Source organism: Ureibacillus manganicus DSM 26584 (assembly GCF_000772945.1).
Taxonomy (GTDB): Bacteria; Bacillota; Bacilli; order Bacillales_A; family Planococcaceae; genus Ureibacillus; species Ureibacillus manganicus.
In genome coordinates, this window is sequence record NZ_JPVN01000001.1 from 1 (window position 1) to 25,560 (window position 25,560).

Here is a 25,560-nt window from a genome sequence, read left to right on the forward strand (position 1 = left end):
CAAGGACAGTTCTTCGATTTTTTTCGGTTTTTTGTCCTCGAGACTGCTTCTCAAGGATAGTTTTTCGATATTTTTCGGTTTTTTGTCCTCGAGACTGCTTCTCGAGGACAGTTCTTCGATTTTTTCTGAATTTTTGTACTCGAGAAACTACCCAAGCACAATTCATCAACGCTTTTCCCCAAACAAAAAGCCCGCCTGCATACAAATGATGCAGTAGCAGGCTTTTATTGGATATCGCTCGCTTTTTCGCAAATTAGAGCAATAACTTAATCTTTATTAATCGAGCGAAGAAGTTCTTCGATTTTATTTCCGTATTCGACGGATGCGTCAAATTCAAATGTGATTTCAGGAGTTCGGCGTAAGCGAATGCGTTGGCCAATTTCAGAACGAATGAAGCCAGTCGCCTTTACTAACGCATTTAAAGTTTCCTGACGTTCTTTTTCGTTACCTAAAGATGTAATATAAACAGTCGCTTGTTGTAGGTCGCCCGTTACACGAACATCTGTTACTGTTACAAAACCAACACGTGGATCTTTAATTTTACGAGTAATGATTTCCCCAAGTTCTTTTTGAATTTGCTCTCCAATACGATTGGAACGTAATGACATGAATTGTCACCCCTAAACTAAAACTTATTAATGATATTTATCCCCTAAACGATTATAAATATTCTCGCCAAACATCGAGTTGGTCCCATGCGGGATTTGATTGTAAAAAATGCAATGCATGATTAATTTCACGTTCTGCGCTTTCCTTTGAAGATGAGACAGCGACAAGAGCTATTCTTGTTCGCTGCCACACATTTTGATGATCAATTTCAGCAATTGATACATTAAATTTCTGCTTAGTACGCGTAATCATTCTTTGCAAAACCGCACGTTTTTCTTTTAACGAATGGGCAGTTTGAATCATAAACTCAACTTCAGCGTAGACGATCATGCTCGTTTAATTTCTTCCATGATGAAGGCTTCTAAAATATCGCCTTCTTTAACGTCATTGAAGTTTTTAACAGTAATACCACATTCGTATCCTTTTGCAACTTCTTTTGCATCGTCTTTGAATCGTTTTAATGAATCAATTTCACCTTCAAAGATAACGATACCTTCTCGAATTACACGTAAACCTGAATCGCGTGTAATTTTACCTTCAGTTATATATGAACCAGCAATTGTACCAACTTTGGATACTTTAATTGTTTGACGAACTTCTGCTTGACCGATAATTTTTTCTTCAAATTCTGGGTCTAACATACCTTTCATCGCTGCTTCGATTTCTTCAATTACTTTATAGATTACGCGGTGTAAGCGAATTTCTACACCTTCTGCTTCAGCAGCACGTTTTGCATTTACATCGGGACGTACGTTGAACCCAATGACGATTGCGTTTGATGCAGCAGCTAATGAAATATCAGATTCTGTAATTGCGCCGGCACCTGTATGAATGATTTTCACGTTAACGCCTTCAACTTCAATTTTCATTAAAGATGCAGCCATCGCTTCCACTGTACCTTGTACGTCAGCTTTCACGATAACGTTTAATTCTTTCACTTCGCCTTGGCTCATTTGTTCAAAAAGATTATCAAGCGTGATACGTTGTTTTTCAGAGCGGCTAGCTTGAATAGCAGTCATCGCACGAGATTCACCAACTTGACGAGCTGATTTCTCATCTTCAAATACTACGAAACGGTCGCCCGCTTGAGGTACGTCATTTAGACCAGTAATTTCAACCGGTGTTGAAGGTCCAGCTTCTTTCACACGACGTCCAATATCATTTACCATTGCACGTACACGTCCGTAAGCATGACCAACTACGATTGGATCTCCAACTCGTAAAGTACCATCTTGCACTAATAGTGTTGCTACAGATCCGCGCCCTTTATCTAATTGCGCTTCAATAACAGTACCTAATGCAGTACGTTTCGGATTTGCTTTTAACTCCCCAACTTCAGCTACTAATAAAATCATTTCTAATAGCGTGTCAATTCCTTCGCCTTTTAATGCAGAAATTGGAACAAAGATTGTATCGCCGCCCCAATCTTCTGGAACTAATCCGTGTTCAGTTAGTTCTTGCATTACGCGGTCTGGATTTGCAGTAGGTTTATCCATTTTATTCACTGCTACGATGATTGGTACTTCTGCAGCTTTCGCGTGATTAATCGCTTCAACAGTTTGAGGCATTACACCATCATCTGCTGCTACAACGATAATTGCTAAGTCCGTAATTTTCGCACCACGAGCACGCATTGTTGTAAAGGCCGCGTGACCAGGTGTATCTAAAAACGTAATTTTCTTGCCGTTTTCAACTACTTGGTATGCACCAATGTGTTGTGTAATACCACCAGCTTCTCCAGCAGTAACTTTTGTATTACGAATTGAGTCTAATAAAGTTGTTTTACCATGGTCAACGTGCCCCATAATTGTAACAACAGGTGGACGTTCGCCTAGTTCTTCTTCAACCACTTCTGTTTGGTCAAAATAAACTTCTAAATCTGTTTTATCAATACGGATTTCTTCTTCAACTTCTACACCGTAATCAGTACAGATTAGCTCGATTGCATCTTTATCAAGGTCTTGGTTAATTGTTGCCATAACACCAAGCATGAATAATTTTTTAATAATTTCAGATGGTTCACGGTGTAATTTTTTTGCTAATTCTGCTACAGACAGTGATTCATAGAAAGTGATTTTTTCTGGTAATTCTTTTGGTACAACCGGAATTGTTGGTTGGTGTGTTTTTGGATGGCGACGTTTTCCACCGTGGATTCCCGGTTTCTTACGTTGGTTAAAGCCACCTCCACCTTTATTATTGTTATTATTTCTATTTCCACCGCTGTTTGAATTACCACCAAAGCGATCGTTGCTGTCGTTATTGCGGTTTTGATTGCCTTGATTGTTATTACGTTGGTTTGTTTTAGGCTTATCGTTATTTGATGCAGTTCTTGGTTTGTTTTGTGATGCATTATTATTTGATGCAGGTTTTGGTCTGTTTTGTGATGCATTGTTATTTGATGCATTGTTTGGTCTGTTTTGTGATGCATTGTTATTTGATGCATTGTTTGGTCTGTTTTGTGGTGCGTTATTTGAGCGCGTAGTTTTATTTTGTTCTGTCATTCTATCTTCTTTTCGTTTTTCGACTTTTTGTGTTTGACCTGTAGAAGCAGGTTTTGCTTGTTGATCTTGCTTCGGTGCAGATGTGTTTTGGTTACTTGCTCCACCTTTTTGGTTATATACTGTATCTAATTTAGACAAAGCATCACCTGTTAATGTGGACATATGATTTGACACAGTAATATTTAATTTATTTAGCTCTTCAATGACTTCTTTACTTGATTTATTCACTTTTTTTGCATATTCATGAACTCGAATTTTGGTCATCAGCTCACCCCCGATTATTTTTCGTTGAGTAGACTAGACATTTTTTTCGCAAAACCGCTATCGGTTATAGCAAGTGCGACACGGGCTTCTTTACCAGTAGCATGTCCTAGTTGGTAGCGATCACCTATCACATGATACTCAACATTGTAAAACGTACATTTGTCTTGAATTTTTTTGGAAGAATTCGGTGAAGCGTCGGAAGCTAAGAAGATAATCTTAGCATTGCCGCTTTGTATCGTTTTCACCACTTGTTCTTCACCTGAAATTACTTTACGAGCTCTCGCTGCTAATCCAAGTAATTGGAATAGCTTTTCGTTTGTCATAGAATCGACTCCCTGCGAATCAGCCTCAATAATTCTTCATAAACTTCTTCAGGAATTTTTACTTCTAACTGGCGTTCTAACTTATTTGTCTTACGGGCAGTCTCAACTGCTTCTTCGGTTTTCGAAATATAAGCACCTCGACCATTTTTCTTGCCAGTTGGGTCAACGGATACTTCACCCTCTTTTGAGCGAACGATCCGTATCATTGATTTTTTTGGAAGCATTTCACCCGTTACGACACATTTTCGTAAAGGCACTTTTCTCCCTGTCGACATGAGAATTCACCTACCTACTAGTTCCTTACAAATTATGAGTGAAACTTTACATAAGATTTCTAAGATGATTATTCTTCGTCGTCTTTATATAAATCGTATTCTACATTAGTATATGTTTCATTTTCATCTTCATCTTCGTTAATTTCGTTTAAATACGAACTAGATTCTGAAGGATAAATTCCTAACTCACGTGCATCAGTTTCACTTTTAATATCAATTTTCCAACCTGTTAATTTAGCAGCTAAACGAGCATTTTGGCCACGTTTACCAATTGCTAAAGATAATTGATAATCAGGTACGACTACTGTTGTAGATTTTTCTTCTTCATCCACCTGAACATCTAAAACTTTTGATGGACTTAATGCGTTTGCTACGAAAACAACAGGATCTTCAGACCATTCGACGATATCAATCTTTTCACCATTTAGTTCGTTAACGATTGTTTGAACACGTTGACCTTTTGCACCTACACAAGAACCAACTGGATCTACATCTTTGTCATGTGCGAAAACAGAGATTTTTGAGCGATCTCCTGCTTCACGGGCAATAGATTTAATTTCTACGATACCTTCATAAATTTCTGGAACTTCCATTTCGAATAGGCGACGTAAAAGACCTGGATGTGTTCTAGATACAATGACTTGTGGGCCTCTTGTTGTACGTTCTACTTTCGTGATATACACTTTGATACGACTTTGAGGTTTGTAGACTTCCCCTTGAATTTGCTCATTTACTGGTAAGGCTGCTTCGACTTTACCTAAGCTAACATAAATGTTGCGAGAATCCATTCTTTCAATCGTACCATTTACGATATCATCAGTTCGGTCAATAAATTCTTCATAGATGATGCCGCGTTCAGCTTCACGAACTCGTTGTGTTACAACTTGTTTTGCAGTTTGAGCAGCGATTCGACCGAAGTTTTTTGGAGTTACTTCTTGTTCTAAAATGTCACCAATTTCATAAGCGGGATTAATATCTTTGGCTTCATCTAAAGAGATTTGTAGTCGATCATCTTCCACTTCTTCTACAACATCTTTACGGGAATAGACTTTCATAGAACCATTCTCTAAATTTAAATCAACACGTACATTTTGTGCTTGATTAAAATTACGTTTATATGCAGTTACTAGAGCTGCCTCGATTGCTTCAACTAGTACATCTCTAGAAATCCCTTTTTGTTGCTCCAGAGCAGTTAAAGCATCTAGTAAATCACTACTCATTTCATTTTCACTCCTAATATTCTGTTGTTATGACGAAAAGTCAATTGCAAGCCTTGCTTTTGCAATTTTGTCTTTCTCAATAATAATCGTTAATTTACGTGTTTTAATACGAACTTCCATTTCTAGACTATCGGGAGTCAATGCTTTTAAATAGCCTTGGAATTCTTTCATATCTTTTATTGGTTCATATGTTTTCACATAAATAAATTTACCAACCGCTTTTTCAAAGTCTGATTCCTTTTTTAATGGACGCTCAGCACCTGGAGAAGAAACTTCTAAGTAATAGTTCTGTTCGATTGGATCCTTTTCATCGAGTTGTTCGCTTAGTCGTTCACTCACTAAAGCGCATTGTTCAATATCGATCCCCCCACTCGGTGTATCGATATAAACTCGAAGAAACCAATTACGTCCTTCTTTGATGAATTCGATATCAACAAGTTCAAGGTTTAGCTCTTCTAAAATTGGTGTGACAAGCTCTTCAATGACTGTTGTTACTTTGCTCATAAGGTCCTCCCAACGTACTCGTTCTTGTTCTTTAAGCTTATATTTCCAAGTTGTAGTAGATATATACAAAGAACATACGGAAAAAGAAATGTTGCGTTTCTTTTAACAACATTTAGCTAAAATAAGAAAATCCACCAACTGACTGGTGAAATTTTTGTAAAGGTCGTCTACGAAATTTGAGGTAACCATAACAACAGAAAAGAGCGGGAGAAAAACCCACTCTTTTGCTGCAAGACTATCAACAAATTATTACTACTACAATAGCATAAAACATAATTGAATGCAAATTTACGCAAATCTGACACATGTTTCTTGTTGATTTTTTTAGAATTTGATTACTCAATCAATTAAAACAACGACAACTGATTCGCATCCGGCATGCCTTCTAGGCAACCCATTTGATCCATATACTCTATCAGCGTTTTTGAAACGCGACCGCGCATCTGTAAATCCTCTTTCGATAAGAATTCCCCGTCTTCACGGCTAGCTACAATTGCCTTTGCAACGTTTGTTCCTAAGCCTGGAATTGCATCAAACGGAGGAATTAATGAATTCCCCTCAATGATCCATTGGCTTGCCTGAGATTTATATAGATCCACTTTTTTAATATTCATCCCACGCTCTGCCATTTCAAGGGAAATTTCTAATACCGTCAATAAATCTTTTTCTTTCTTTGAAGCATCTAAGCCCTTTGCATTTATTTCTTCAATTTTCGAACGAATCATTGAAGCACCTTGTGACATGGCAATTAAGTCAAAATCACTCGCACGAACCGTAAAGTAAGTTGCGTAATAAATGATTGGGTGATGCACTTTAAACCAAGCAATACGTACCGCATTTAATACATATGCAGTTGCGTGCGCTTTAGGGAACATGTACTTTATTTTCTTACATGAGTCGATATACCAGTTTGGTACATTTTGCGCTCTCATTGCCGCTTCCATATCATCAGATAACCCTTTACCTTTACGAACTGATTCCATTATTTTAAAGGCTAATCCTGGCTCTAAACCTCGGTAGATTAAATACACCATAATATCATCACGACAACCTATTACTTCAGCAAGTACACAAGTTCCGTTTTGAATAAGCTCTTGTGCATTCCCTAGCCAAACATCCGTACCGTGAGACAGCCCTGAAATTTGTAATAGCTCACTAAAGGTAGATGGTTTTGTCTCCTCTAACATTTGACGAACAAATCGTGTACCAAATTCAGGAATCCCTAACGTACCTGTTTTACACATAATTTGTTCTTCAGTGACACCTAAAGATTCTGGCCCTGAAAAGATTTTCATTACTTCTGGATCATCCGTTGGAATTGACTTTGGATCGATGCCCGTTAAATCTTGAAGCATACGGAGCACCGTCGGATCATCGTGTCCAAGAATATCGAGTTTCAAAATATTATCATGGATAGAATGGAAGTCGAAATGCGTTGTTTTCCATTCAGAATCTTGTGCATCGGCTGGGAATTGAACAGGTGTAAAATCGTAAATATCCATATAATCAGGTACTACTAGAATACCCCCTGGATGCTGTCCTGTTGTCCTTTTAACTCCAGTACAGCCTTGAACAAGTCGGTCAACCTCCGCGCCGCGGAATGATTTCCCATGATCCGTTGAGTACCCTTTTACGTAACCATAAGCTGTCTTCTCAGCAACAGTACCTATTGTTCCAGCACGAAAAACATAATCCTCACCGAACAACACCTTCGTATAGTCATGTGCCTTCGCCTGATATTCACCCGAGAAGTTTAAATCGATATCGGGTACTTTATCTCCGTTAAATCCAAGGAACGTTTCGAACGGAATATCATGTCCATCTTTCTTCAAGTTTGTACCACATTCAGGACATTCCTTATTCGGTAAGTCAAACCCTGAACCTACTGATCCATCTGTAAAGAATTCACTATAATGACATTTTGGACAAATATAATGAGGTGCTAATGGATTTACTTCCGTAATTTCCATCATTGTCGCTACAAAGGACGAACCAACCGATCCACGGGAACCTACTAAATAACCATCCGAAAGAGATTTTTTAACTAGTTGCGCTGAAATTAAATAAACTACTCCGAAACCATGTCCTAAAATAGAGTCCAATTCCTTTTCGATTCGCTTTTCAACGATTTCCGGCAGTTTTTCCCCATATATCTGATGTGCCATTTCATAGGTCATATTCGTAATTTGTTCGTTTGAGCCTTCAATATTCGGTGTATACAGCTTGTCCTTAATCGGCACAACTTCACCAATCATATCCGCAATTTTTTGCGAGTTTGTCACTACAACTTCTTTCGCTAAATCTGGCCCAAGGAAATCAAATTCCTTAAGCATTTCATTCGTTGTACGGAAATGAACTTTTGGTAATGGATAACGGTTTAAAGGATTTGCACCACCTTGAGAACTTACTAATATTTCTCTAAAAATACCGTCGTTTTCATGTAAATAATGCACATTCCCCGTTGCAACTACAGGCTTGTCCATTTTCTTACCGAGTTTTACAAGCTTTCGAAGGATGTCTTCTAAGTTCCACTCATCATGAACAATTCCACCATCAATTAACTGAGAATATACTGGCTTTGGATGAACTTCAATATAATCATAAAATCGCGCTACTTTTTCAGCTTCTTCAGGAGATTTGTTCATCATTGTTTCAAATAATTCACCGTTGTTACAACCAGAACCAATCAACAAGCCTTTGCGAAGTTTTATTAAATCAGAGCGTCTAATCCTAGGAACCCGGTGGTAGGTCTGAGTATGAGCAATGGTAATGAGTTTAAACATATTTTTCAAACCATCATTATCAACGGCTAAAATCGTACAATGATACGGTCTTCCTTGTTTAAAACTTTCATCACCATTTATATGTTTATTGAAATCATCATGGAAATTAATGCCCTTTTCCTTTGCTTCTTTTAGCAAATGCAACATCAATTCACCTGTTGCTTCTGTATCGTAAATGGCACGGTGATGTTGTGTTAACTCGATTCCATATCTTTTACTTAATGTGTTCAAACGGTGACTTTTCAAAGTCGGATTCAACATTCTTGAAAGTTCCAACGTATCAATGACAGGATGGGTTACACCTTGGATGCCCGCTTTCTCATATGCAGTATATAAGAATCCCATATCAAAGGATGCATTATGAGCAACGACAATTGCATCACCAATAAATTCGCGGAATTCTGTTACAACCCCATCTACTTCTGGTGCATTAACAAGCATGTCATCTGTAATATGAGTTAATTCAATAATTTTCGCTGTTAATGGTTTATGTGGATTGGCAAATCGCTCAAACTTATCAATTACTTTTCCTTCTTGAATTTTTACAGCAGCTAATTCAATAATCGTGTCATAAGCAGTTGATAACCCTGTTGTTTCCACGTCAAATACTACATATGTCGCTTTATCTAAATCAATATGCTGTTCATCATAAGCAATTGGTGAACCATCATCGACTAAATTAGCCTCAATACCAAAGATCATTTTAATACCATGTTTTTTCCCTGCAGCATAAGCATCAGGGAAACCTTGTGCAACGGCATGATCTGTTATTGCAATGGCTGTATGTCCCCATTTAGCCGCTTGACCAACAAGCTGGTCAATTGGTGTCACAGCGTCCATTGTACTCATTGGTGTATGTAAATGAAGCTCGACCCGTTTTTCCCCCGCAGGTGCAGTATCTTTTCGTGATTCTTTAAAAATTTCTTGGATACCTTGAGCCATAATGACTAAATCACGAACAAAGGTATCGTTTTGAACAGATCCACGTACCTTAACCCACATACCTTTTTTCAATTGGGACATTTTTTCTGCTTCTTCATCGTTACGTGAAAACATTTTAACTAAAATAGAATCTGTATAATCCGTCATTTTCAACTCTAGTAATGAACGTCCACTTTTCAATACTTTTACATCAACAGCAAACACAAAACCTTCAATGACAACACTACGTTCTTCATCTTGAATACTTCTAATGTCTACCATCTCTTGTTCTTTAATTTGAGTTCCTAATTGGAATGGTCCACTAGATTCAGCAACAGCAGAAGAACTATCACTTTTCTTCGTTTCACTGCTTTGGAAATCTATCATTGCCTGTCTAGCTAGTTCCGCTTCTTCCAATTGACGTCGTTCAATATACTCCTCTTGGGCAAGACGAGCTTCCTCCGTCAATTCTGCTAATTTAAAGTCAATCACTATATTTTGAAACCCGAGATTACTATATGCTTTTGAAATTTTATCGGCATATTTTGACTTTAATGTCAGCTGCTCCACTTCGACAACACAATCTATGACAAGTTTATTACCCGAACATTTTGGTATTTGAGAAATTAAAATATTTCTTAAAGGTGGCGCCATTTGATCGATTTGATTGACCGCTGTTAACCAGTAATCTGTAATCAGTTGATCATTTAACTCAGGAGAATCAACTTCAATTGAAATATTCGTTTGGGCAATTTCTGAAAATTCTTCTGCCATTCTAGTCGTTAATAATTGGTACAAAGGAAATGGTAAGATATTTTTTAGTTTAATAGAGAAATTCCAAACACGATCCTTTTTATGAACCGTTACACGAGTGAGTTCACCTTGTTCAAAAAATGACATATAGACATCTTCAGTTAGTTTTAACTGCTGTAAAAGTGTTAAAAATAATTGACGCTCTTTTTGTTTGTCCGACAAAAGACTCACCTACTTTCTTAAGCTTTCAAATGAGGCCAGCACATAAGTAAAAAAGTAAAATTCACTATTCTATTCGGTTTGTACCTTTTTGATTTACGTTCGTTCGTTTCCGATGCAGGCCTCGCTTTCCGCGGGGAAGCCTTGAGCCTCCTCGAGCTAAAGCTCTGCGGGGTCTCAAGACTGCTTCTACATCCCGCAGGAGTCTCAACCTGCCTCTCCAACGAACGACTTTCTAATCGAGAATAAGCAAATATTTATTGATACAATGACAATCTTTTTGCTTAAAACTAGTTTATGTCCCAGCCTCACTTAAATAAATTCATCTTGCACAATTGCAATAATCGTACGTCTCTAAATGAAATTAATAAACTCTGAAAAATTCATTCAGACGGTCGATTAATTCTTCTTTTGCACATTCATAAGATTGACCTGTACGTCGATCTACTACTGTTACAATTCCTTCACTTGCTTTCTTTCCTACAATAACTTGGACTGGTAATCCAATTAAATTCGCATCTTTATATTTTACATCAATTGAAAGTTGTCGGTCATCAAACAACACCTCAAATTGATATGTTAATAAAATGTTATAAAGCTGTTCTGATAGTAACCATCCTTCTTCATGATCAACACACTCAGTTATTAAATGCACATCAAACGGAGCTAGTGAATTCGGCCATATAAAGCCTTTTTCATCCTGATACATTTCTGCAGCAACCGCGAACAATCGAGAGACCCCAAAACCATAAGTACCCATAAGGATCGGTTTAGAAACCCCTTGTTCATCGAGAAAAGATGCATTCCATTGCTCTGAATAAGCAGCACCTAATTTGAAAATGTGCGCCACTTCATGCCCTTTTGCAAATTGAATAATACCATTTCCATCAGGCGAAGGTTCTCCTTCTTGAATATATCTTAAATCTGCATATTCATTAATAGCAAAATCTCGTTCAGGATTGACATTTACATAATAAGAACCTTCCTCATTACCAAAAGAAATCCCATTGCAAATGGATTTTATTCCAAAATCAGCAATTACTTTTACATGAACAGGTAACTTTATAGGACCTACATATTTTGTAGTACATCCAAACAGTTCGCTAACCAATTTTTCATCTGCTAGTTTTAAACTCTGCACATTCAAAACGTTTTTTAATTTAACCTCATTTAATATGTGGTCACCTCTATATAGGACGACAATGAGTTCTCCATTAAGTTGATAGACATTTGTTTTGATGATTCTATCAGCTGGAATGTCGATGTGAGTTTGAAAATCATCAGCAGAAACACCTGTATCGCTAATTTTTTCCTTTATTAATTCTTTCATTTCACAATGAGGTATTGTAGTTTGTAACGTTACTTTTGCTACATCAAAGTTTACTGCAAAATCCGATTGGTTCGATTGGGCTATAGTCACTTCACCGTTTTCTGATAAAACTACATATTCATGTGACAATTCACCACAGTAACTCCCTAAGTCTGCTAAAACCTTTTTATAAGGCAAGCCTAATCTTCGAAATATTGCGGAATAGACTTGATCGATTTTTTCATAAAACTCTTCAAGATTTTCCGTCGTATGGTGAAAAGAATAAACATCCAGTGTTAAAAATTCTCGGTTTTTGAACATTCCATTGATGTTTAGTTCATCACGATATTTCGTTTGTATTTGATAGAGTACAAAAGGTAATTGTTTGTAAGATGTTATTTTTTCTTTCACAATTAATGAGAGGATTTCTAAATGGGAAGGTGTTAGGTAAAGTTCATCCTTGTTCCGATTGTTTAATTGAAAGAGTTCTGCACTGTATGCTTGCCTTTCATTTGAATCCAACGATTGTAATGAATTCAAAGTTGGTAAGGATACTTCATTTGCTGTAAGTACATTCATTTCTTCCCGAATTATTTTTTCTATCTTTTGTAATACACGTTTACCTAAAGGTAATAGGGAAATAAACTTGTCATTTTGTGAGTGTATATAACCAGCGCGTATTAATCGTTCGTTTGGATCCAAAGGTTTAATAGAAGGCATTTCATGGTTTGTTCTTATAAATGCTAAACTTTGTTTCACCTTGCGCGCTCCTTTATGAAAAATTAGTCCTCTCATTAGCATAGCACAAGAAATAATAGTTAAGAAGTTACAATCCGAATTCAAATGTTACATGTAATGTTAAATTCGCCCAATAACAAATTAACCTTACCCAGTTTTTAAATACTGAATAAGGCTAATGTATAAGACATTTTAAGTTGTATCACAGTTATTTATTAAAAGAAGAATCGTTGGATGTCGTTCCAAGTTACGACGACCATTAAAACCATTAATAGTACGATTCCAACAAAATGTACCATACCTTCTTTTTGGCGGTCGACTGGTTTTCCACGCAATGCTTCTAAACCAAAGAACAGTAAACGTCCTCCATCTAACGCTGGTAGTGGTAGTAGGTTCATAATTCCAAGGTTAATACTTAACAGAGCAGCCCAGTTCATTAAATTAAAAATTCCATGCTGAGCAACTGTTTCTGTCGCTTTATAAATTCCAACAGGTCCAGAGAGAGCATCTATAGAGAATTGACCAGTTACAAGCTTTCCTAATAGTTCAATGATGAGGACCGTATAATCCCAAGTTTGGGTTGCACCAAATACAACTGCTTTGATTGGGTTTTGTTCAAGAGGTCTTAAAATACCTATTTGACCATACTCCCCTGCCTCATCTTTAACAGTAGCCGGTGTAATCATTAAAACAACATTTTGGCCATCTCTATCTACTATGAAAGATAAATCTTCCCCTGGATTTTGCTGAACCGTACCTGATAGTTCGTTCCAACTATCTATAGGTTGTCCATTTATGGATGTCACAATGTCTCCAGGTATCATTCCTGCTTGTGCTGCTGGAGAATTTGGCATGACATCGTCAATGATAGGTTCCGCTACAGGAACACCTCTCATTAATCCTAATGCCGCTAAAACTATAAAAGCTAAAATAAAGTTAAATAGAGGACCTGCAAAAATCGCCATTGCACGTTGTCCAACCGTTTTCGAATTAAATTGACGATCGACTGGTGCAATCATTAATTCATTACCATTTTCAACGAGTATGGCATTTCTAGATACTTTGTAGCGAACTAATCGTTCTTCTTCATCGTACCCTTCAATAAATAAGTCCTTTTCTAAATCAGCACGTTCTACTTCTAAAAAAACGATATTTGGATGTGTCACACTTTGATTCAGATAGATTTTTACAGCTTCTTCATTTTCGTTTAGGATAATTCCTACACGATAACCTGCTTGAAGCTCTACTGCATCCATGTCATCTCCAGCCATTCGAACATATCCACCAAGTGGTAATAATCGAATAGTATAGAGTGTTTCACCTTTCGTCATGCCAAAGATTTTTGGACCCATACCAATTGCAAATTCACGAACCATTATACCCGCACGTTTTGCGAATAGAAAATGTCCTAGTTCGTGAAAGAACACGAGAGAACCAAATATGATAATAAACGCGATTACCGTTTGCATTCTTTCCCCACCTTTGAAACGCAAATTTTCTCGTCTTTGCTCAAACAAAACGCTTTTTTATCCGTAAGACTATTCGTTTGAACCAAATATGAATAGTTTCTATTTTACCATGCCAAGAACAGTTTTTCTCGTTTGACTATCTACGTGTAAAATTGTTTCTAAATCTGGCATTAAAATATTGTTATGATCGTTCATAATTTGCTCTATTATTTCATCGATTTGCAAGAATGAAATTTTCTCTTGTAAGAATAGAGAGACTGCTGCTTCGTTTGCTGCATTCATTGCTGTTAAGATTGTCCCACCAGTTCTTCCAGCTTCATAAGCTAGTTTAACTGCACGGTAACGGTCAAAATCTACTTCTGTAAAGTGAAGTTGTCCAATTTGTGCTAAGTTAAGTCGAGCACTATCTTTCACTGGATATCGATCTGGGAAACTAAGTGCATATTGTATTGGAACTCTCATATCAGGTGTACCTAGTTGAGCAATGACACTAGTATCATCATACTCTACGAGAGAGTGAATAATACTTTCTTTATGCAATAAAACATCAATTTGATCATATGGAAGATCAAACAACACATGAGCTTCTATTACTTCTAAACCTTTATTCATCATTGTGGCAGAATCTATTGTAATTTTTGCTCCCATTGACCAGTTCGGATGATTTAAGGCTTCCTTTACTGTCACATGTTTTAATTCTTCACGAGTTTTATCTCGGAACGAGCCACCTGAAGCAGTAATAATAATCCGGTTTACCTGTTTTCTATTTTCTCCATTCATTGATTGGAAGATTGCTGAATGTTCGCTATCTACTGGTAATATTGTGGCATTATATTTTTTCGCTTCCGCCATCACTATATGTCCTGCAGTTACTAATGTCTCTTTGTTTGCAATAGCAATCGTTTTTCCCATACGAATAGCTGCTAATGTAGATTCCAATCCTACACTACCTAATACCGCATTAAGTAAAACGCTAGAATCTGGGTGTGTTGCTACTTCAACTAAACCTTTATTTCCATAGGTAAAGTGAATGTTAGGGAACTGTTGTTGCAAATCGATTGCTGCTTGTTCTTCTTGAACCGAAACAAGTTCAGGTTGTAGCTGGTTAATAATTTCTATTGTTTTTTCTATATTTTTCCCTGATGAAAAAGCTACAAGTTTAAACTTTTCTGGATACGCAAGTAGTATGTCGATTGTTTGCATTCCGATTGAACCAGTTGCACCTAAAAGACTTATTTTTTTCAAAACGACAACTTCCTTTCACTAATTCACAAAGTACAGTAAATTTAATAACGGTAAAACAAAAAGTAAACTATCGAAACGATCTAATATTCCACCATGTCCTGGTAAAATCCAACCCGAATCTTTCACATCATAGTGACGTTTAATAGCAGATTCCACTAGGTCACCTAATTGTCCAAAGATTGAACTAAAAATAGTAACGATTATAAAGTATGTCCATGACATATTAAAAGGTGTAATTAAATTCATAATCGACGCAAGAATTACAGCAATAACAATCCCACCTACAAATCCTTCGACTGTCTTATTCGGTGATATTTCTGGCCAAAGTTTATGTTTGCCAAATTTTCTTCCAGTAAAATAAGCTCCAGAGTCCGTAGACCAAACAACTAGTAAAGCATAAATAATATATGTAAGTCCTGCTTCACGCGTTGTAATTAAATAGTAAAATCCAATACCAATGTATAATGTACTTAGTAAGATAAATCCAATTTCATCAAATGTGAAATGGTTTTTTACTAAAACCGAATATGCTAGTAGCAAAATCGTTGCAATAATTAGCAACTCATACTTTGTATAGGTTGTAAATTCTTGTACATGTACTGCCCAATGGTCAGGCATTAGTAATGAGAATAAAATCAAAACTCCTATGATCCCTGGAATAGAATAGATTTTTATCCCCTTCATACGAAGTAGTTCATATAACGCAACAAGTGCTAAACCATATACTCCTAATGTAAAGGGTAATTTTCCATATACAACAAACGGGATGAAAATTGCTGCTGCAATTAGCCCCGTTATAATTCGTTGCTTCAAGCTTTTCCTTCTCCTTTCAACCCTCCGTACCTTCGATTTCTGTTTTGATATTCATGAATTGCTTCTAAAAATGTTTGTTCATCAAAATCAGGCCAAAGAGTTTCCGTAAACCAAAATTCTGTATACGCAAGTTGCCATAACATAAAATTACTTAATCGTACTTCACCACTTGTACGAATTAATAAATCAGGTTCTGGTAATTCTTTTGTCATTAAATAATCATTTACTATTGACTCATCTATATCATCAACTTTTAGTTGACCACTTTCAACTTTACTTAGTATTGCCTTCATAGCATTTACTATTTCATTCCTACTACCGTAGTTCATAGCAAAATTTAAAATAAGTCCTGTATTATTTTTTGTCTTTTCCATCGCATCATTTAATACTTTTTGTGTATGTTTTGGTAGTTCTTCTTTATTTCCCATCATTGTTACTTTAATATTACGTTCCATTAACTCAGGAAGAAAGGAGCTTAGAAACTTTTCTGGTAAACTCATTAGATATTCTACTTCTGATTTAGGACGTTTCCAGTTTTCAGTGGAGAATGCATAGAGGGTTAAAACTTTTATACCGCCTAAATCATCAGCTATTCGTGCAACCTTGCGTACAATTTTCATTCCTTCATGATGCCCAGCAATACGTGGTAAAGCTCGTTTTTTTGCCCAACGTCCGTTTCCGTCCATAATAATTGCAATGTGCTTTGGAAGTAATTCTTTGTTTGATAAAATCGTATCTTGATTTTTTAAAGATTTCTGTTTGTTATGCTTTTTTCCAAATATTTTAGAAATCATTTTTATTCCCCCATTTGACATTAAATCGGACGTTATTCTTACTTACATAATCATATCAAAAAACAAAATTTGTGTCCTTTTTAAAGAAAAACATTAATTATTTGTACCGTCGTTTATTACTAGGATATGTAAAAGTTCTCAATTTGTATGCAATATGAAAAAGACGTCCTTTATGGCAGGACGTCTCATTTGGCATAAAGTGAAACTTCCATCAGTGGGGGTGTACCTTCATCCCCCAATGATGGTTAGTTGAACCAATCGGACCTTTACGGGCAGTTGGATCTCCCACCGAATTTTATTACATTTTCATTGCTATTGTTATGTGGGAGTCCTAGTGCCCGTTAAGGCGGGATAAAGTTCATTTACTATTTTAAACTGCTAGAATTTCTTTTTCTTTTTCTTTTGCAAGATCATCGATTTTTACAATCGATTGGTCTGTTAATTTTTGAATATCATCGTTATAACTACGTAATTCATCTTCTGTAATTTCACCGTTTTTCTCTAGCTTTTTAAGATCATCATTTGCATCACGGCGAACATTACGAACAGCAATTTTAGCTTCTTCGGCTTCTTTTTTCACGACTTTCACTAATTCTTTACGGCGATCTTCAGTAAGTTGAGGGATCATTAAACGAATTACATTTCCGTCATTTGTTGGTGTAATCCCGATATCTGATTTCATAATCGCTTTTTCGATGTCACCTAGAATAGATTTGTCGTAAGGAGTGATTACTAAAAGACGAGCTTCAGGAACAGAAACACCACCAAGTTGATTTACTGGAGTTGGTGCACCATAGTAGTCAACAGTGATACGATCAAGTAATGAAGCACTCGCACGACCAGCGCGAATCGATGCTAATTCTCTTGAATAAGCAGAAATTGATTTTTCCATTTTTTCTTTTGCTTGAGCTAATACTTGTTTAGCCATTATAGATTCCTCCTAACGATTGTGCCAATTTTTTCACCTTGAACGGCGCGTTTAATATTTCCTTTATCCATAATAGAGAATACTATTAATGGGATATCGTTGTCCATACATAATGTGGAAGCAGTAGAATCCATTACTTGAAGTCCTTTTTGAATAACGTCTAAATATGTAAGTTCGTCATATTTAACCGCTGTAGCGTCTGTTTTAGGATCTGCTGTATAAACACCATCTACATTATTTTTCGCCATTAAAATAGCTTCTGCTTCGATTTCTGCAGCGCGTAATGCCGCTGTAGTATCTGTTGAGAAGAAAGGATTTCCTGTACCAGCTGCAAATATTACGACACGTTTTTTCTCTAAATGACGAACAGCTTTACGGCGAATGTATGGTTCTGCCACTTGCGTCATAACAATAGAAGATTGAACACGAGTTTCGATTTCTAGTTTTTCTAAAGCGTCTTGTAGGGCTAGTGAATTCATGACAGTTGCTAGCATCCCCATGTAATCGGCTGAAGCACGGTCCATTCCCATTTCACTTCCAACTTTCCCACGCCAAATATTTCCTCCACCAACAACTACTGCTACTTCAACTCCAAGAGCAACAACTTCTTTAATTTCCTCAGCAACAGATTTTATAATTTTTGGTGATAATCCGAAGCCCGCTTCACCTGCTAATGCTTCACCGCTTAATTTTATAACAACACGTTTATAATGTGGCACACTCATAGTAAACCTCCGTAACTCTAGATTTAAGGATGCATCAAGTTGATTTCATACGCTTGTTTTGTATTAATCAATGAATGCGTATGTATTGTTGTAATCTGTAAAAAAGGGAACACGGTAATGTGCTCCCTATTTTTTCAATGTGCATATTACACAATTATTTAACTTTATTTAGTAAAGTTAGCCTCCGGCAGAAGCTGCCGCGTTTTGAGCAAGCTCGAAACAAACTGGGCTTAAGTATATCTAATTTAAATTAGTTATTACCTTTAACTTGGTTCATAACTTCTTCAGCAAAGTTATCTTCGCGTTTTTCGATACCTTCACCAACAGCATAACGAACGAATGAAGTTACGTTACCACCTGTTGTTTTTACGAAGTCACGTACTTTTTGATCTGAGTTTTTAACGAATGTTTGGTCAAGTAAGCAAATATCTTCGAAGAATTTACCAAGACGACCTTCAACCATTTTCGCAACGATGTTTTCTGGTTTACCTTCGTTTAATGCTTGTTCAGTTAATACTTTACGCTCACGCTCGATTTCATCTTGAGAAACTTGGTCACGAGATACATATTGAGGGTTAATTGCTGCGATGTGCATAGCTACGTCTTTAGCAGCTTCTTCACTAGTAGAACCTTCAAGTACTACTAATACACCAATTCTTCCGCCCATGTGTAAGTAAGAGCCAAATGCATCAGCATCTGTTTTTGTTTTAATTTCGAAACGACGTAAAGTGATTTTTTCACCAATTGTTGCAACAGCTGTTGAAATTTGGTCAGCAACTTTAACGCCCTCAGCATTTACTAACTCTAGAGCAGCTTCTACAGATTCAGGTTTAACAGTTAATAATGTTTGTGCAAGGCTTGACACTAGTACTTGGAATTTGTCATTTTTCGCTACGAAGTCAGTTTCTGCGTTCACTTCAAGGATTACAGCTTCGTTTCCTTCAGCTAAAATGTAAGTTGTACCTTCCGCAGCGATACGGTCAGCTTTTTTAGCAGCTGAAGATAAACCTTTTTCGCGTAAGAAATCGATTGCTGCGTCAATGTCTCCGTTTGTTTCTACTAGTGCTTTTTTGCAGTCCATCATTCCTGCGCCTGTTTTTTCACGTAGTTCTTTTACTAATTGTGCAGTAATTGCCATAGGGGTGTTTCCTCCTTAAGATTATCAATAGGTTTAACTATTTATATATTGTTCAATTTAGACTTAGGATTCGTACATTAGACAATTTCAGTAGAAAAAGTCAAATATACTAAATATAAGTCTAAAATGTTCTTAAAAAAAGGTGATAAGGGGAACATCCACTTATCACCTTAATAGTGAATTACTCAGCTACTACTGCTTCTTCAGCTACTGGAGCTTCAGATTCACCTTGTTTTGACTCGATTAGAGCGTCAGCCATTTTAGCAGTTAATAATTTAACAGCGCGGATAGCATCATCGTTAGCAGGGATTACATAGTCGATTTCATCTGGATCACAGTTTGTATCAACAATCCCTACGATAGGAATATTTAATTTACGAGCTTCTGCAACAGCAATACGCTCTTTACGTGGGTCAACAACAAACATTACGTCCGGAATTGCTTTCATATCGCGAATTCCGCCTAAGAATTTAACAAGACGTTCGTGTTCTTTTTTAAGTTGAACAACTTCTTTTTTAGGAAGTACGTCAAATGTACCGTCTTCTTCCATTTTTTCAATCGCTTTTAAACGCGCAACACGTTTTTGGATTGTACCGAAGTTTGTTAAAGTACCACCTAACCAACGTTGGTTGATGAAGTAGTTACCAGAACGAATTGCTTCTTCTTCAATAGCTTCTTGAGCTTGTTTTTTCGTACCAACGAAAAGAACTTTACCGCCATCTTGACCTACTTGGCGCATGAAGTCGTAAGCTTCTTCTAATTTTTTAACTGTTTTTTGTAAATCGATAATATAAATACCGTTACGTTCTACAAAAATGTATTTTTTCATTTTTGGGTTCCAACGGCGAGTTTGGTGACCGAAATGTACACCAGCTTCAAGTAATTGTTTCATTGAAATTACTGACATGATTTTTTCCTCCTAATGGTTTGGTTTTTTCCCTCCGCATTTTTCATTTGTAACAAGCAACTTTTAGGTCTAAAAGCACCACTTACTACATCAAAATGCGTGTGTTTTATTAAAATAATTTAACACCAATTGATAATATATCATATTCTATTTTTCACTGCAACATTTTTAAGCTTGAAATTTAAGTAATAATTCGATTTCTGTCTTACCTTTATTCGTTAATTTCGCAATCTCTTCAATGTTTTTTCCTTCATTATTTAATTTAATGACTTGTTGTTCAAAAGAAAGCTGTTCATGTTTATCTTCAGATTTTGAAGTATTTTCATGATCTTCACTTGCGGCTTTAGTTGTTTGGTTTTTATATTGGTTATAGGCATTGCGGGCAATGACTTTCGGAACAAAGACTTTTTGTTCAATAGCTGGCTCGTTAGCATCTGTGCTTTCTTTTTTAACAATAATTTTTTGTTCTTCTACATCATTTATAGCCAAACTTTCATTTTTTCTTACATGATTACTTGTTTTATTTTCAGAAAGTTCTTTGATTAAACGGTCATTTTCTTCACGAATTTCAACTAAATATAGACTAATCGATTCTTCCATTTCCCGCATTAATTGTTCTTGGTGAATTTCTAAATCTTTAAATTTAGCAACCTTTGCATTCAATAAGGCTATTATATAAAAACAAAGTAATTGTGAAAGAATTAGTAAGATAATAAATATGGTGGTTAACATGGTTTTCTCCTATCCACTAAAATCGATAAAATTGCCTTTAAATGGATGCGTTGCTTCTTTTGCTTTATTTTCCTTTTTGGATTGTTTATTTTTTGAATGTTGATCGTTCCCGCTACTGTTGTTTTCGTCTTTAACGGTTTTCTCTGTCGGTTCAGTATCATTAACAGTCATTTGCTTTTTCTCCAACTCTTTTTTTAATGCTTCGTTCGCATTATGTTGGTGTTGAAGTACATTGTGCTGATGTTGCTCAGCCAATTTCCCAGCATCGAAAGTTTTAGGTATGGCAATTTGTAATTCCACGCCCTTTAAACTCATGAGTGAACCTCCAATCTCTTTTACACAAATAATACTACTCATTCAATTACCTTAAACTTCTGTCACACCAAACATATTAAACATTTAACACTTCAGAAGACAAAAGTTTACGTAATTTAAATAGTGCTCTTGAGTGAATTTGTGATATACGTGATGTCGAAAGATTGAGCATTTCACCTATTTCAGTGAGCGTCATTTCCTCAGTATAGAAAAGACTCAAAACTAATTGTTCTTTTTCATTTAAGTTTTGGATATTTTTCACTAAATCGTCAATTAGCTCCGAGTGGATGGCGGTTTGTTCAGGCGTCATCGTACGGTCGTCACGAATAACGAATTCTTTTCCATCGGTTTCATCTTGATCTTGTTGCTCATTGATTGAAAGTAAGTTTGAAAAGAAATGTTCTTGAACTGTTTGATATACATCATCAACAGATACTTTCATGTAGTCTGCCAATTCTTCAGGCGTTGCATGTCTCATTAACTTTTGTTCAAGTTTTTCAACTTGAGATTCCATTTTTTTTGCTTTTTCCCTTGCTGAACGTGGAAGCCAATCCTCTTTCCTTAGCCCATCTAGTATAGCTCCCCTAATTCGGAACGAAGCATATGTATCAAATTTCAAATCTCTATTAATGTCAAATTTATTTAGCGCGTCAAATAATCCAATCATACCTAAACTAATGATTTCGTCTTTTGAGACATTTTTAGGTAATCCCGCACTGATTCTCTGTGCATGGTAATTCACTAATGATTTATATTTTTTAATGAGTAAATCACCAGCTTCGGGATCTCGATTTTCTATCCAGCTAGTCCAAATTTTTTGTTCATCTAAAGTTGGTTGTACCATCGAATCACCTTTCTTTAGGCTGTGCACAAATTCTATTGTTATTATATCAAATACAGACAAAAAAACACATTGTTCGATAAATAACTTAATTGGTTGAATGTACTAGTTCTTTTAAACTTTCAAAAACGTAAATGTTATCAACTTTGATTAAAATCAATTTTTAAAAGTACCCTCGGATATTCGGTCGCGGAATGTCTATCATTATCTGCATGAAGACAATTTTGTAATAATTTTCCATATCAAAAGGGCTTTATTCAAACCATAAATACCTTTTCTGCACAGATTTCCGTATCAAATGATCTTCGTTTGATCTATGAGACAAAATGTTAAAAAATTCAAGAGGAACTGTCTCATTGAGGCGTTCTACTAGACAAAACGGTATTGAATTCAGGTGGAATTGTCCCATTGAAGCGTTCTATTAGACAAATCGGTAATGAATTCAGGCAGAATTGTCCCATTGAGGCGTTCTATTAGACAAATCGGTATTGAATTCAGGCGGAACTGTCCCATAGAGGCGTTCTATTTGACAAAACGGTAAAATATTCAGGCAGAACTGTCTCATAGAGGCGTTCTATTTGACAAATCGATAATGAATTCAGGCGGAATTGTCCCATAGATGCGTTCTACTAGACAAATCGATAAGATATTCATGCAGAATTGTCCCATAGAGGCGTTCTATTAGACAATACGATAGAATATTCAGGCGGAACTGTCCCATTGAGGCGTTCTACTAGACAAAACGATAAAATATTCATGCGGAACTGTCCCATTGAGGCGTTCTATTAGACAAATCGGTATTGAATTCAGGCGGAACTGTCCCATTGAGGCGTTCTACTAGACAAATCTGTAATGAATTCAGGCGGAATTGTCCCATAGAGGCGTTCTACTAGACAAATCGGTATTGAATTCAGGCGGAACTGTCCCATAGAGGCGTTCTACTAGACAAAACGATAATGGACTCAGGCGGAATTGTCCCATAGAGGTGTTCTATTAGACAAAATGGTAACGAATCCAGCTGCAATTGTCCCATTGAGGCGTTCTACTAGACAAAACGGTAATGGATTAAGGCGGAACTGTCCCATTGAGGCGTTCTATTAGACATAACCGTCTCTTGATGAACTTTTCTGCACCGAAATTTCTTCTTAAATGACTTTCATAATCTCCCCTATGAACGTCATTTCCTGGGGATTTCACTCCCCATAGTTCTTCCTGAAGATGATGTCATTAAAGAAAAAAGAGCCGCTATTTCACGACTCTTAAAATATAGTTAACTATTCATCATTGTTTTTACTACTTTAGCAATTTCCTCTGGATCTTCAATCGCCTTAGTGGAAGATGACTTCTGTTGAACAGTAGGTTGAAGTTCGTCATGCGGATGAGGCTTATCATTTTCTTCTGAATCAGCCTCTAATGCAATTTCTTCAGGTGTATATAGTATGTATCCGATTAAGTATCTTAGTAAGAACGTGATGACGAACCCGAAGATAGCAGAAATAAATGAACCTAATAGAATGTTGAAAGGGGTTTCTGGTTTTTGGAACATTATAAGAAAGTAAATCGTAAAAGTACCTAATGCTACCCAAAAATTCGATATAATGCTTCCGATCATCATATATCACACACCCCTTGATTGACTGTGCGAATATTTAACTTACTTGTATCAGGGTTAAATTCAATCGTTCGACCACTATTTCCACCTGTATCTTCTGCAACAAGTGGGATTCCATATTTTTTCAGCTCTAATTTGACTGCTTCTACATTCCGTGGCCCTATACGCATCGTGTCTTTGTCTGTTGTGAATTGAAACATTTGTGCGCCACCAGCAATTTTCGCTTTTAAACGAAAAGGTTGGACGCCTTCTGATTTTAGTTTATTAATCAATGCTTCTATGCCAGTATCTGCAAATTTTGCGACGTTTAATGTGCTTGTTTTTCCTAGGCTTGAATCTGGTAGCATGACATGGACTAATCCAGCAATTCTTTTCGTTTCGTCATATAAGACTACTCCGACACATGATCCAAGGCCAGAAGTACGAATAGTGTCAGGTGATTTTACTATATCCAATTGGGCGATTCCTACTTTTACTACTTGTTTAGAAGAAATCATTTTAAACAACACCTAGTGCTTTAAAAATTGTTTCAAAAGATTCTGGATCAGGAAGTAGAAAAAAATGCCCTTGAACTTCTTCAGAATCACCATAATCGTCTTCAAATATGGAAGTATTAATCACTATGACATGGTCACTAACTTGTGATATTTCAACTAAACCACTACTAATGATCGCTCCAAACATATCTACCGCAAGCCCAGGAACGGTCGGATATAGTTTTAATCTTGTAAAATCAGATAAAGCTGATAAATAGGAACCCGATAAAATGTTGCCTAGTTCTTGTGTTGCTGATAAACCTAGTTCAGAAACAGGATTATTGGAAAAATCAAACGTCTCATCATGGATTAATCGTTTAATGAATCGGTTTGCTTGTCCAATTGGTAATATGAAGAACATACTACCTTCCACATCACCTTCGATTCGCAAATAGATACCAACTACTACTGTTTCTGAACCTCCAGCTAATTCCATCATTTCAGTAAAGCTAACCATATTTACATTTGGTACTCTCATATCTATTTTTCTTCCAAGTAAATTCGATAAAGATGTTGCAGCATGAGCAGCACCAATATTACCAATCTCTTTTAGAATATCTAAATGTAATGAAGTAATTTTCATGCTAATCCCTACTTTTCTTTAACAAGCATTGTTATCAATTATTTTCTGAAACTAATACCTTATCTAAATGTAAAAGGATTAATAGTCGATTTTCAATTTTTGCAACACCTGAAATAAAATCAACTTCCGCTGATCCTACAACGTTTGGTTGGTTTTCAATAGAAATTACAGGTATGTCAATCACATCATTAGCGGAATCTACAACAAATCCAACTTCCATATTATTAAGTGTACAAATAATAATTCTTGTAGAATCGATATATTCCGCTTTAGGTAATCCAAATCTTTCTCTTAGGTCAATAATTGGTGTGACAACACCTCTAAGATTTATTACGCCTTTTACATAGTTAAGCGTCTTTGGTACACGTGTAATATGCATTAGCTTTTCAATTCCTTGTACGTTTGACACAGGAATTGCGTATTCCTTATCTGCTAATTGAAAAACGATCATTTTAATATAATCTTGATCAACTAAACTAGTCATATTTTCCACCTCTTCCATA

The 25,560-nt window shown here is 36.3% G+C and carries 24 protein-coding genes; all 24 read right to left on the reverse strand.

Going from position 1 to position 25,560, the window contains the following annotated elements; genetic code table 11:
• Positions 1 to 266: 266 nt before the first annotated feature.
• The 24 genes from rbfA to CD29_RS00120 all read right to left on the reverse strand — a co-directional run bounded on the left by rbfA (position 267) and on the right by CD29_RS00120 (position 25,541).
• The gene (gene rbfA / locus CD29_RS00005; RefSeq protein WP_036181459.1) at positions 267 to 608 is read right to left on the reverse strand and encodes a 30S ribosome-binding factor RbfA; all 342 of its coding nucleotides are present in this window, start codon (positions 606 to 608) and stop codon (positions 267 to 269) included.
• Positions 609 to 660: 52 nt separating this feature from the next.
• Positions 661 to 939, reverse strand: a complete 279-nt coding sequence (locus CD29_RS00010; protein ID WP_036181460.1) for a DUF503 domain-containing protein — start codon at positions 937 to 939, stop codon at positions 661 to 663.
• Positions 936 to 3,374, reverse strand: a complete 2,439-nt coding sequence (gene infB / locus CD29_RS00015) for a translation initiation factor IF-2 (protein ID WP_036181462.1) — start codon at positions 3,372 to 3,374, stop codon at positions 936 to 938. The genes CD29_RS00010 and infB overlap by 4 nt, the downstream gene beginning before the upstream one ends.
• Positions 3,375 to 3,388: 14 nt before the next feature.
• The gene (locus CD29_RS00020) at positions 3,389 to 3,697 is read right to left on the reverse strand and encodes a YlxQ family RNA-binding protein (RefSeq protein WP_036181471.1); all 309 of its coding nucleotides are present in this window, start codon (positions 3,695 to 3,697) and stop codon (positions 3,389 to 3,391) included.
• Positions 3,694 to 3,972 carry an RNase P modulator RnpM gene (gene rnpM, locus CD29_RS00025; protein WP_036181474.1) on the reverse strand — a complete coding sequence of 93 codons (279 nt, stop codon included), beginning with the start codon at positions 3,970 to 3,972 and terminating at the stop codon, positions 3,694 to 3,696. The genes CD29_RS00020 and rnpM overlap by 4 nt, the downstream gene beginning before the upstream one ends.
• A gap of 68 nt (positions 3,973 to 4,040) precedes the next feature.
• Complete coding sequence (nusA, locus tag CD29_RS00030) at positions 4,041 to 5,192, reverse strand: transcription termination factor NusA (RefSeq protein ID WP_036181475.1); 1,152 nt, start codon at positions 5,190 to 5,192, stop codon at positions 4,041 to 4,043.
• A gap of 27 nt (positions 5,193 to 5,219) precedes the next feature.
• Positions 5,220 to 5,696 carry a ribosome maturation factor RimP gene (gene rimP, locus CD29_RS00035; RefSeq protein ID WP_036181476.1) on the reverse strand — a complete coding sequence of 159 codons (477 nt, stop codon included), beginning with the start codon at positions 5,694 to 5,696 and terminating at the stop codon, positions 5,220 to 5,222.
• 347 nt (positions 5,697 to 6,043) lie between these two features.
• Positions 6,044 to 10,375, reverse strand: coding sequence for a PolC-type DNA polymerase III (locus CD29_RS00040; protein ID WP_036181480.1), 4,332 nt, complete (start codon positions 10,373 to 10,375; stop codon positions 6,044 to 6,046).
• A gap of 361 nt (positions 10,376 to 10,736) precedes the next feature.
• Positions 10,737 to 12,440 (reverse strand): proline--tRNA ligase, encoded by a 1,704-nt coding sequence (gene proS, locus CD29_RS00045; protein ID WP_036181482.1) that lies wholly within the window; start codon positions 12,438 to 12,440, stop codon positions 10,737 to 10,739.
• 194 nt (positions 12,441 to 12,634) lie between these two features.
• Positions 12,635 to 13,888: an RIP metalloprotease RseP gene (gene rseP, locus CD29_RS00050; protein WP_036181484.1), complete on the reverse strand. Its 1,254-nt coding sequence runs from the start codon at positions 13,886 to 13,888 to the stop codon at positions 12,635 to 12,637.
• Positions 13,889 to 13,987: 99 nt separating this feature from the next.
• Positions 13,988 to 15,133 carry a 1-deoxy-D-xylulose-5-phosphate reductoisomerase gene (gene dxr / locus CD29_RS00055; RefSeq protein ID WP_036181488.1) on the reverse strand — a complete coding sequence of 382 codons (1,146 nt, stop codon included), beginning with the start codon at positions 15,131 to 15,133 and terminating at the stop codon, positions 13,988 to 13,990.
• An 18-nt stretch (positions 15,134 to 15,151) separates the two neighbouring features.
• Positions 15,152 to 15,946, reverse strand: coding sequence for a phosphatidate cytidylyltransferase (locus CD29_RS00060; RefSeq protein ID WP_036181497.1), 795 nt, complete (start codon positions 15,944 to 15,946; stop codon positions 15,152 to 15,154).
• Complete coding sequence (locus CD29_RS00065; protein ID WP_036181500.1) at positions 15,943 to 16,740, reverse strand: isoprenyl transferase; 798 nt, start codon at positions 16,738 to 16,740, stop codon at positions 15,943 to 15,945. Before CD29_RS00065 ends, CD29_RS00060 begins: the two co-directional genes overlap by 4 nt.
• Before the next feature lie 370 nt (positions 16,741 to 17,110).
• Positions 17,111 to 17,668 carry a ribosome recycling factor gene (frr, locus tag CD29_RS00070; protein ID WP_036181509.1) on the reverse strand — a complete coding sequence of 186 codons (558 nt, stop codon included), beginning with the start codon at positions 17,666 to 17,668 and terminating at the stop codon, positions 17,111 to 17,113.
• Positions 17,668 to 18,393 carry a UMP kinase gene (gene pyrH, locus CD29_RS00075; RefSeq protein ID WP_036181510.1) on the reverse strand — a complete coding sequence of 242 codons (726 nt, stop codon included), beginning with the start codon at positions 18,391 to 18,393 and terminating at the stop codon, positions 17,668 to 17,670. Before pyrH ends, frr begins: the two co-directional genes overlap by 1 nt.
• A 250-nt stretch (positions 18,394 to 18,643) precedes the next feature.
• Positions 18,644 to 19,531 (reverse strand): translation elongation factor Ts, encoded by an 888-nt coding sequence (gene tsf / locus CD29_RS00080; protein WP_036181512.1) that lies wholly within the window; start codon positions 19,529 to 19,531, stop codon positions 18,644 to 18,646.
• A 181-nt stretch (positions 19,532 to 19,712) separates the two neighbouring features.
• Positions 19,713 to 20,438, reverse strand: coding sequence for a 30S ribosomal protein S2 (gene rpsB / locus CD29_RS00085; protein WP_036181514.1), 726 nt, complete (start codon positions 20,436 to 20,438; stop codon positions 19,713 to 19,715).
• A gap of 168 nt (positions 20,439 to 20,606) precedes the next feature.
• Entirely contained in the window at positions 20,607 to 21,170 is a 564-nt protein-coding gene (locus tag CD29_RS00090) for a hypothetical protein (protein WP_036181518.1), read from the reverse strand.
• A gap of 9 nt (positions 21,171 to 21,179) precedes the next feature.
• A complete protein-coding gene (locus CD29_RS00095) occupies positions 21,180 to 21,485 on the reverse strand; it encodes a hypothetical protein (protein ID WP_036181522.1) in 306 nt (101 codons plus the stop codon).
• Positions 21,486 to 21,561: 76 nt separating this feature from the next.
• Complete coding sequence (locus CD29_RS00100; RefSeq protein ID WP_036181525.1) at positions 21,562 to 22,329, reverse strand: FliA/WhiG family RNA polymerase sigma factor; 768 nt, start codon at positions 22,327 to 22,329, stop codon at positions 21,562 to 21,564.
• A 1,267-nt stretch (positions 22,330 to 23,596) separates the two neighbouring features.
• Positions 23,597 to 23,941, reverse strand: a complete 345-nt coding sequence (locus CD29_RS00105; RefSeq protein ID WP_081976094.1) for a hypothetical protein — start codon at positions 23,939 to 23,941, stop codon at positions 23,597 to 23,599.
• Positions 23,938 to 24,435, reverse strand: a complete 498-nt coding sequence (locus CD29_RS00110; RefSeq protein ID WP_036181528.1) for a chemotaxis protein CheD — start codon at positions 24,433 to 24,435, stop codon at positions 23,938 to 23,940. Before CD29_RS00110 ends, CD29_RS00105 begins: the two co-directional genes overlap by 4 nt.
• A gap of 1 nt (position 24,436) precedes the next feature.
• Entirely contained in the window at positions 24,437 to 25,057 is a 621-nt protein-coding gene (locus tag CD29_RS00115) for a chemotaxis protein CheC (protein ID WP_036181531.1), read from the reverse strand.
• 34 nt (positions 25,058 to 25,091) lie between these two features.
• Complete coding sequence (locus CD29_RS00120) at positions 25,092 to 25,541, reverse strand: chemotaxis protein CheW (protein ID WP_036181532.1); 450 nt, start codon at positions 25,539 to 25,541, stop codon at positions 25,092 to 25,094.
• Between the last annotated feature and the right edge of the window lie 19 nt (positions 25,542 to 25,560).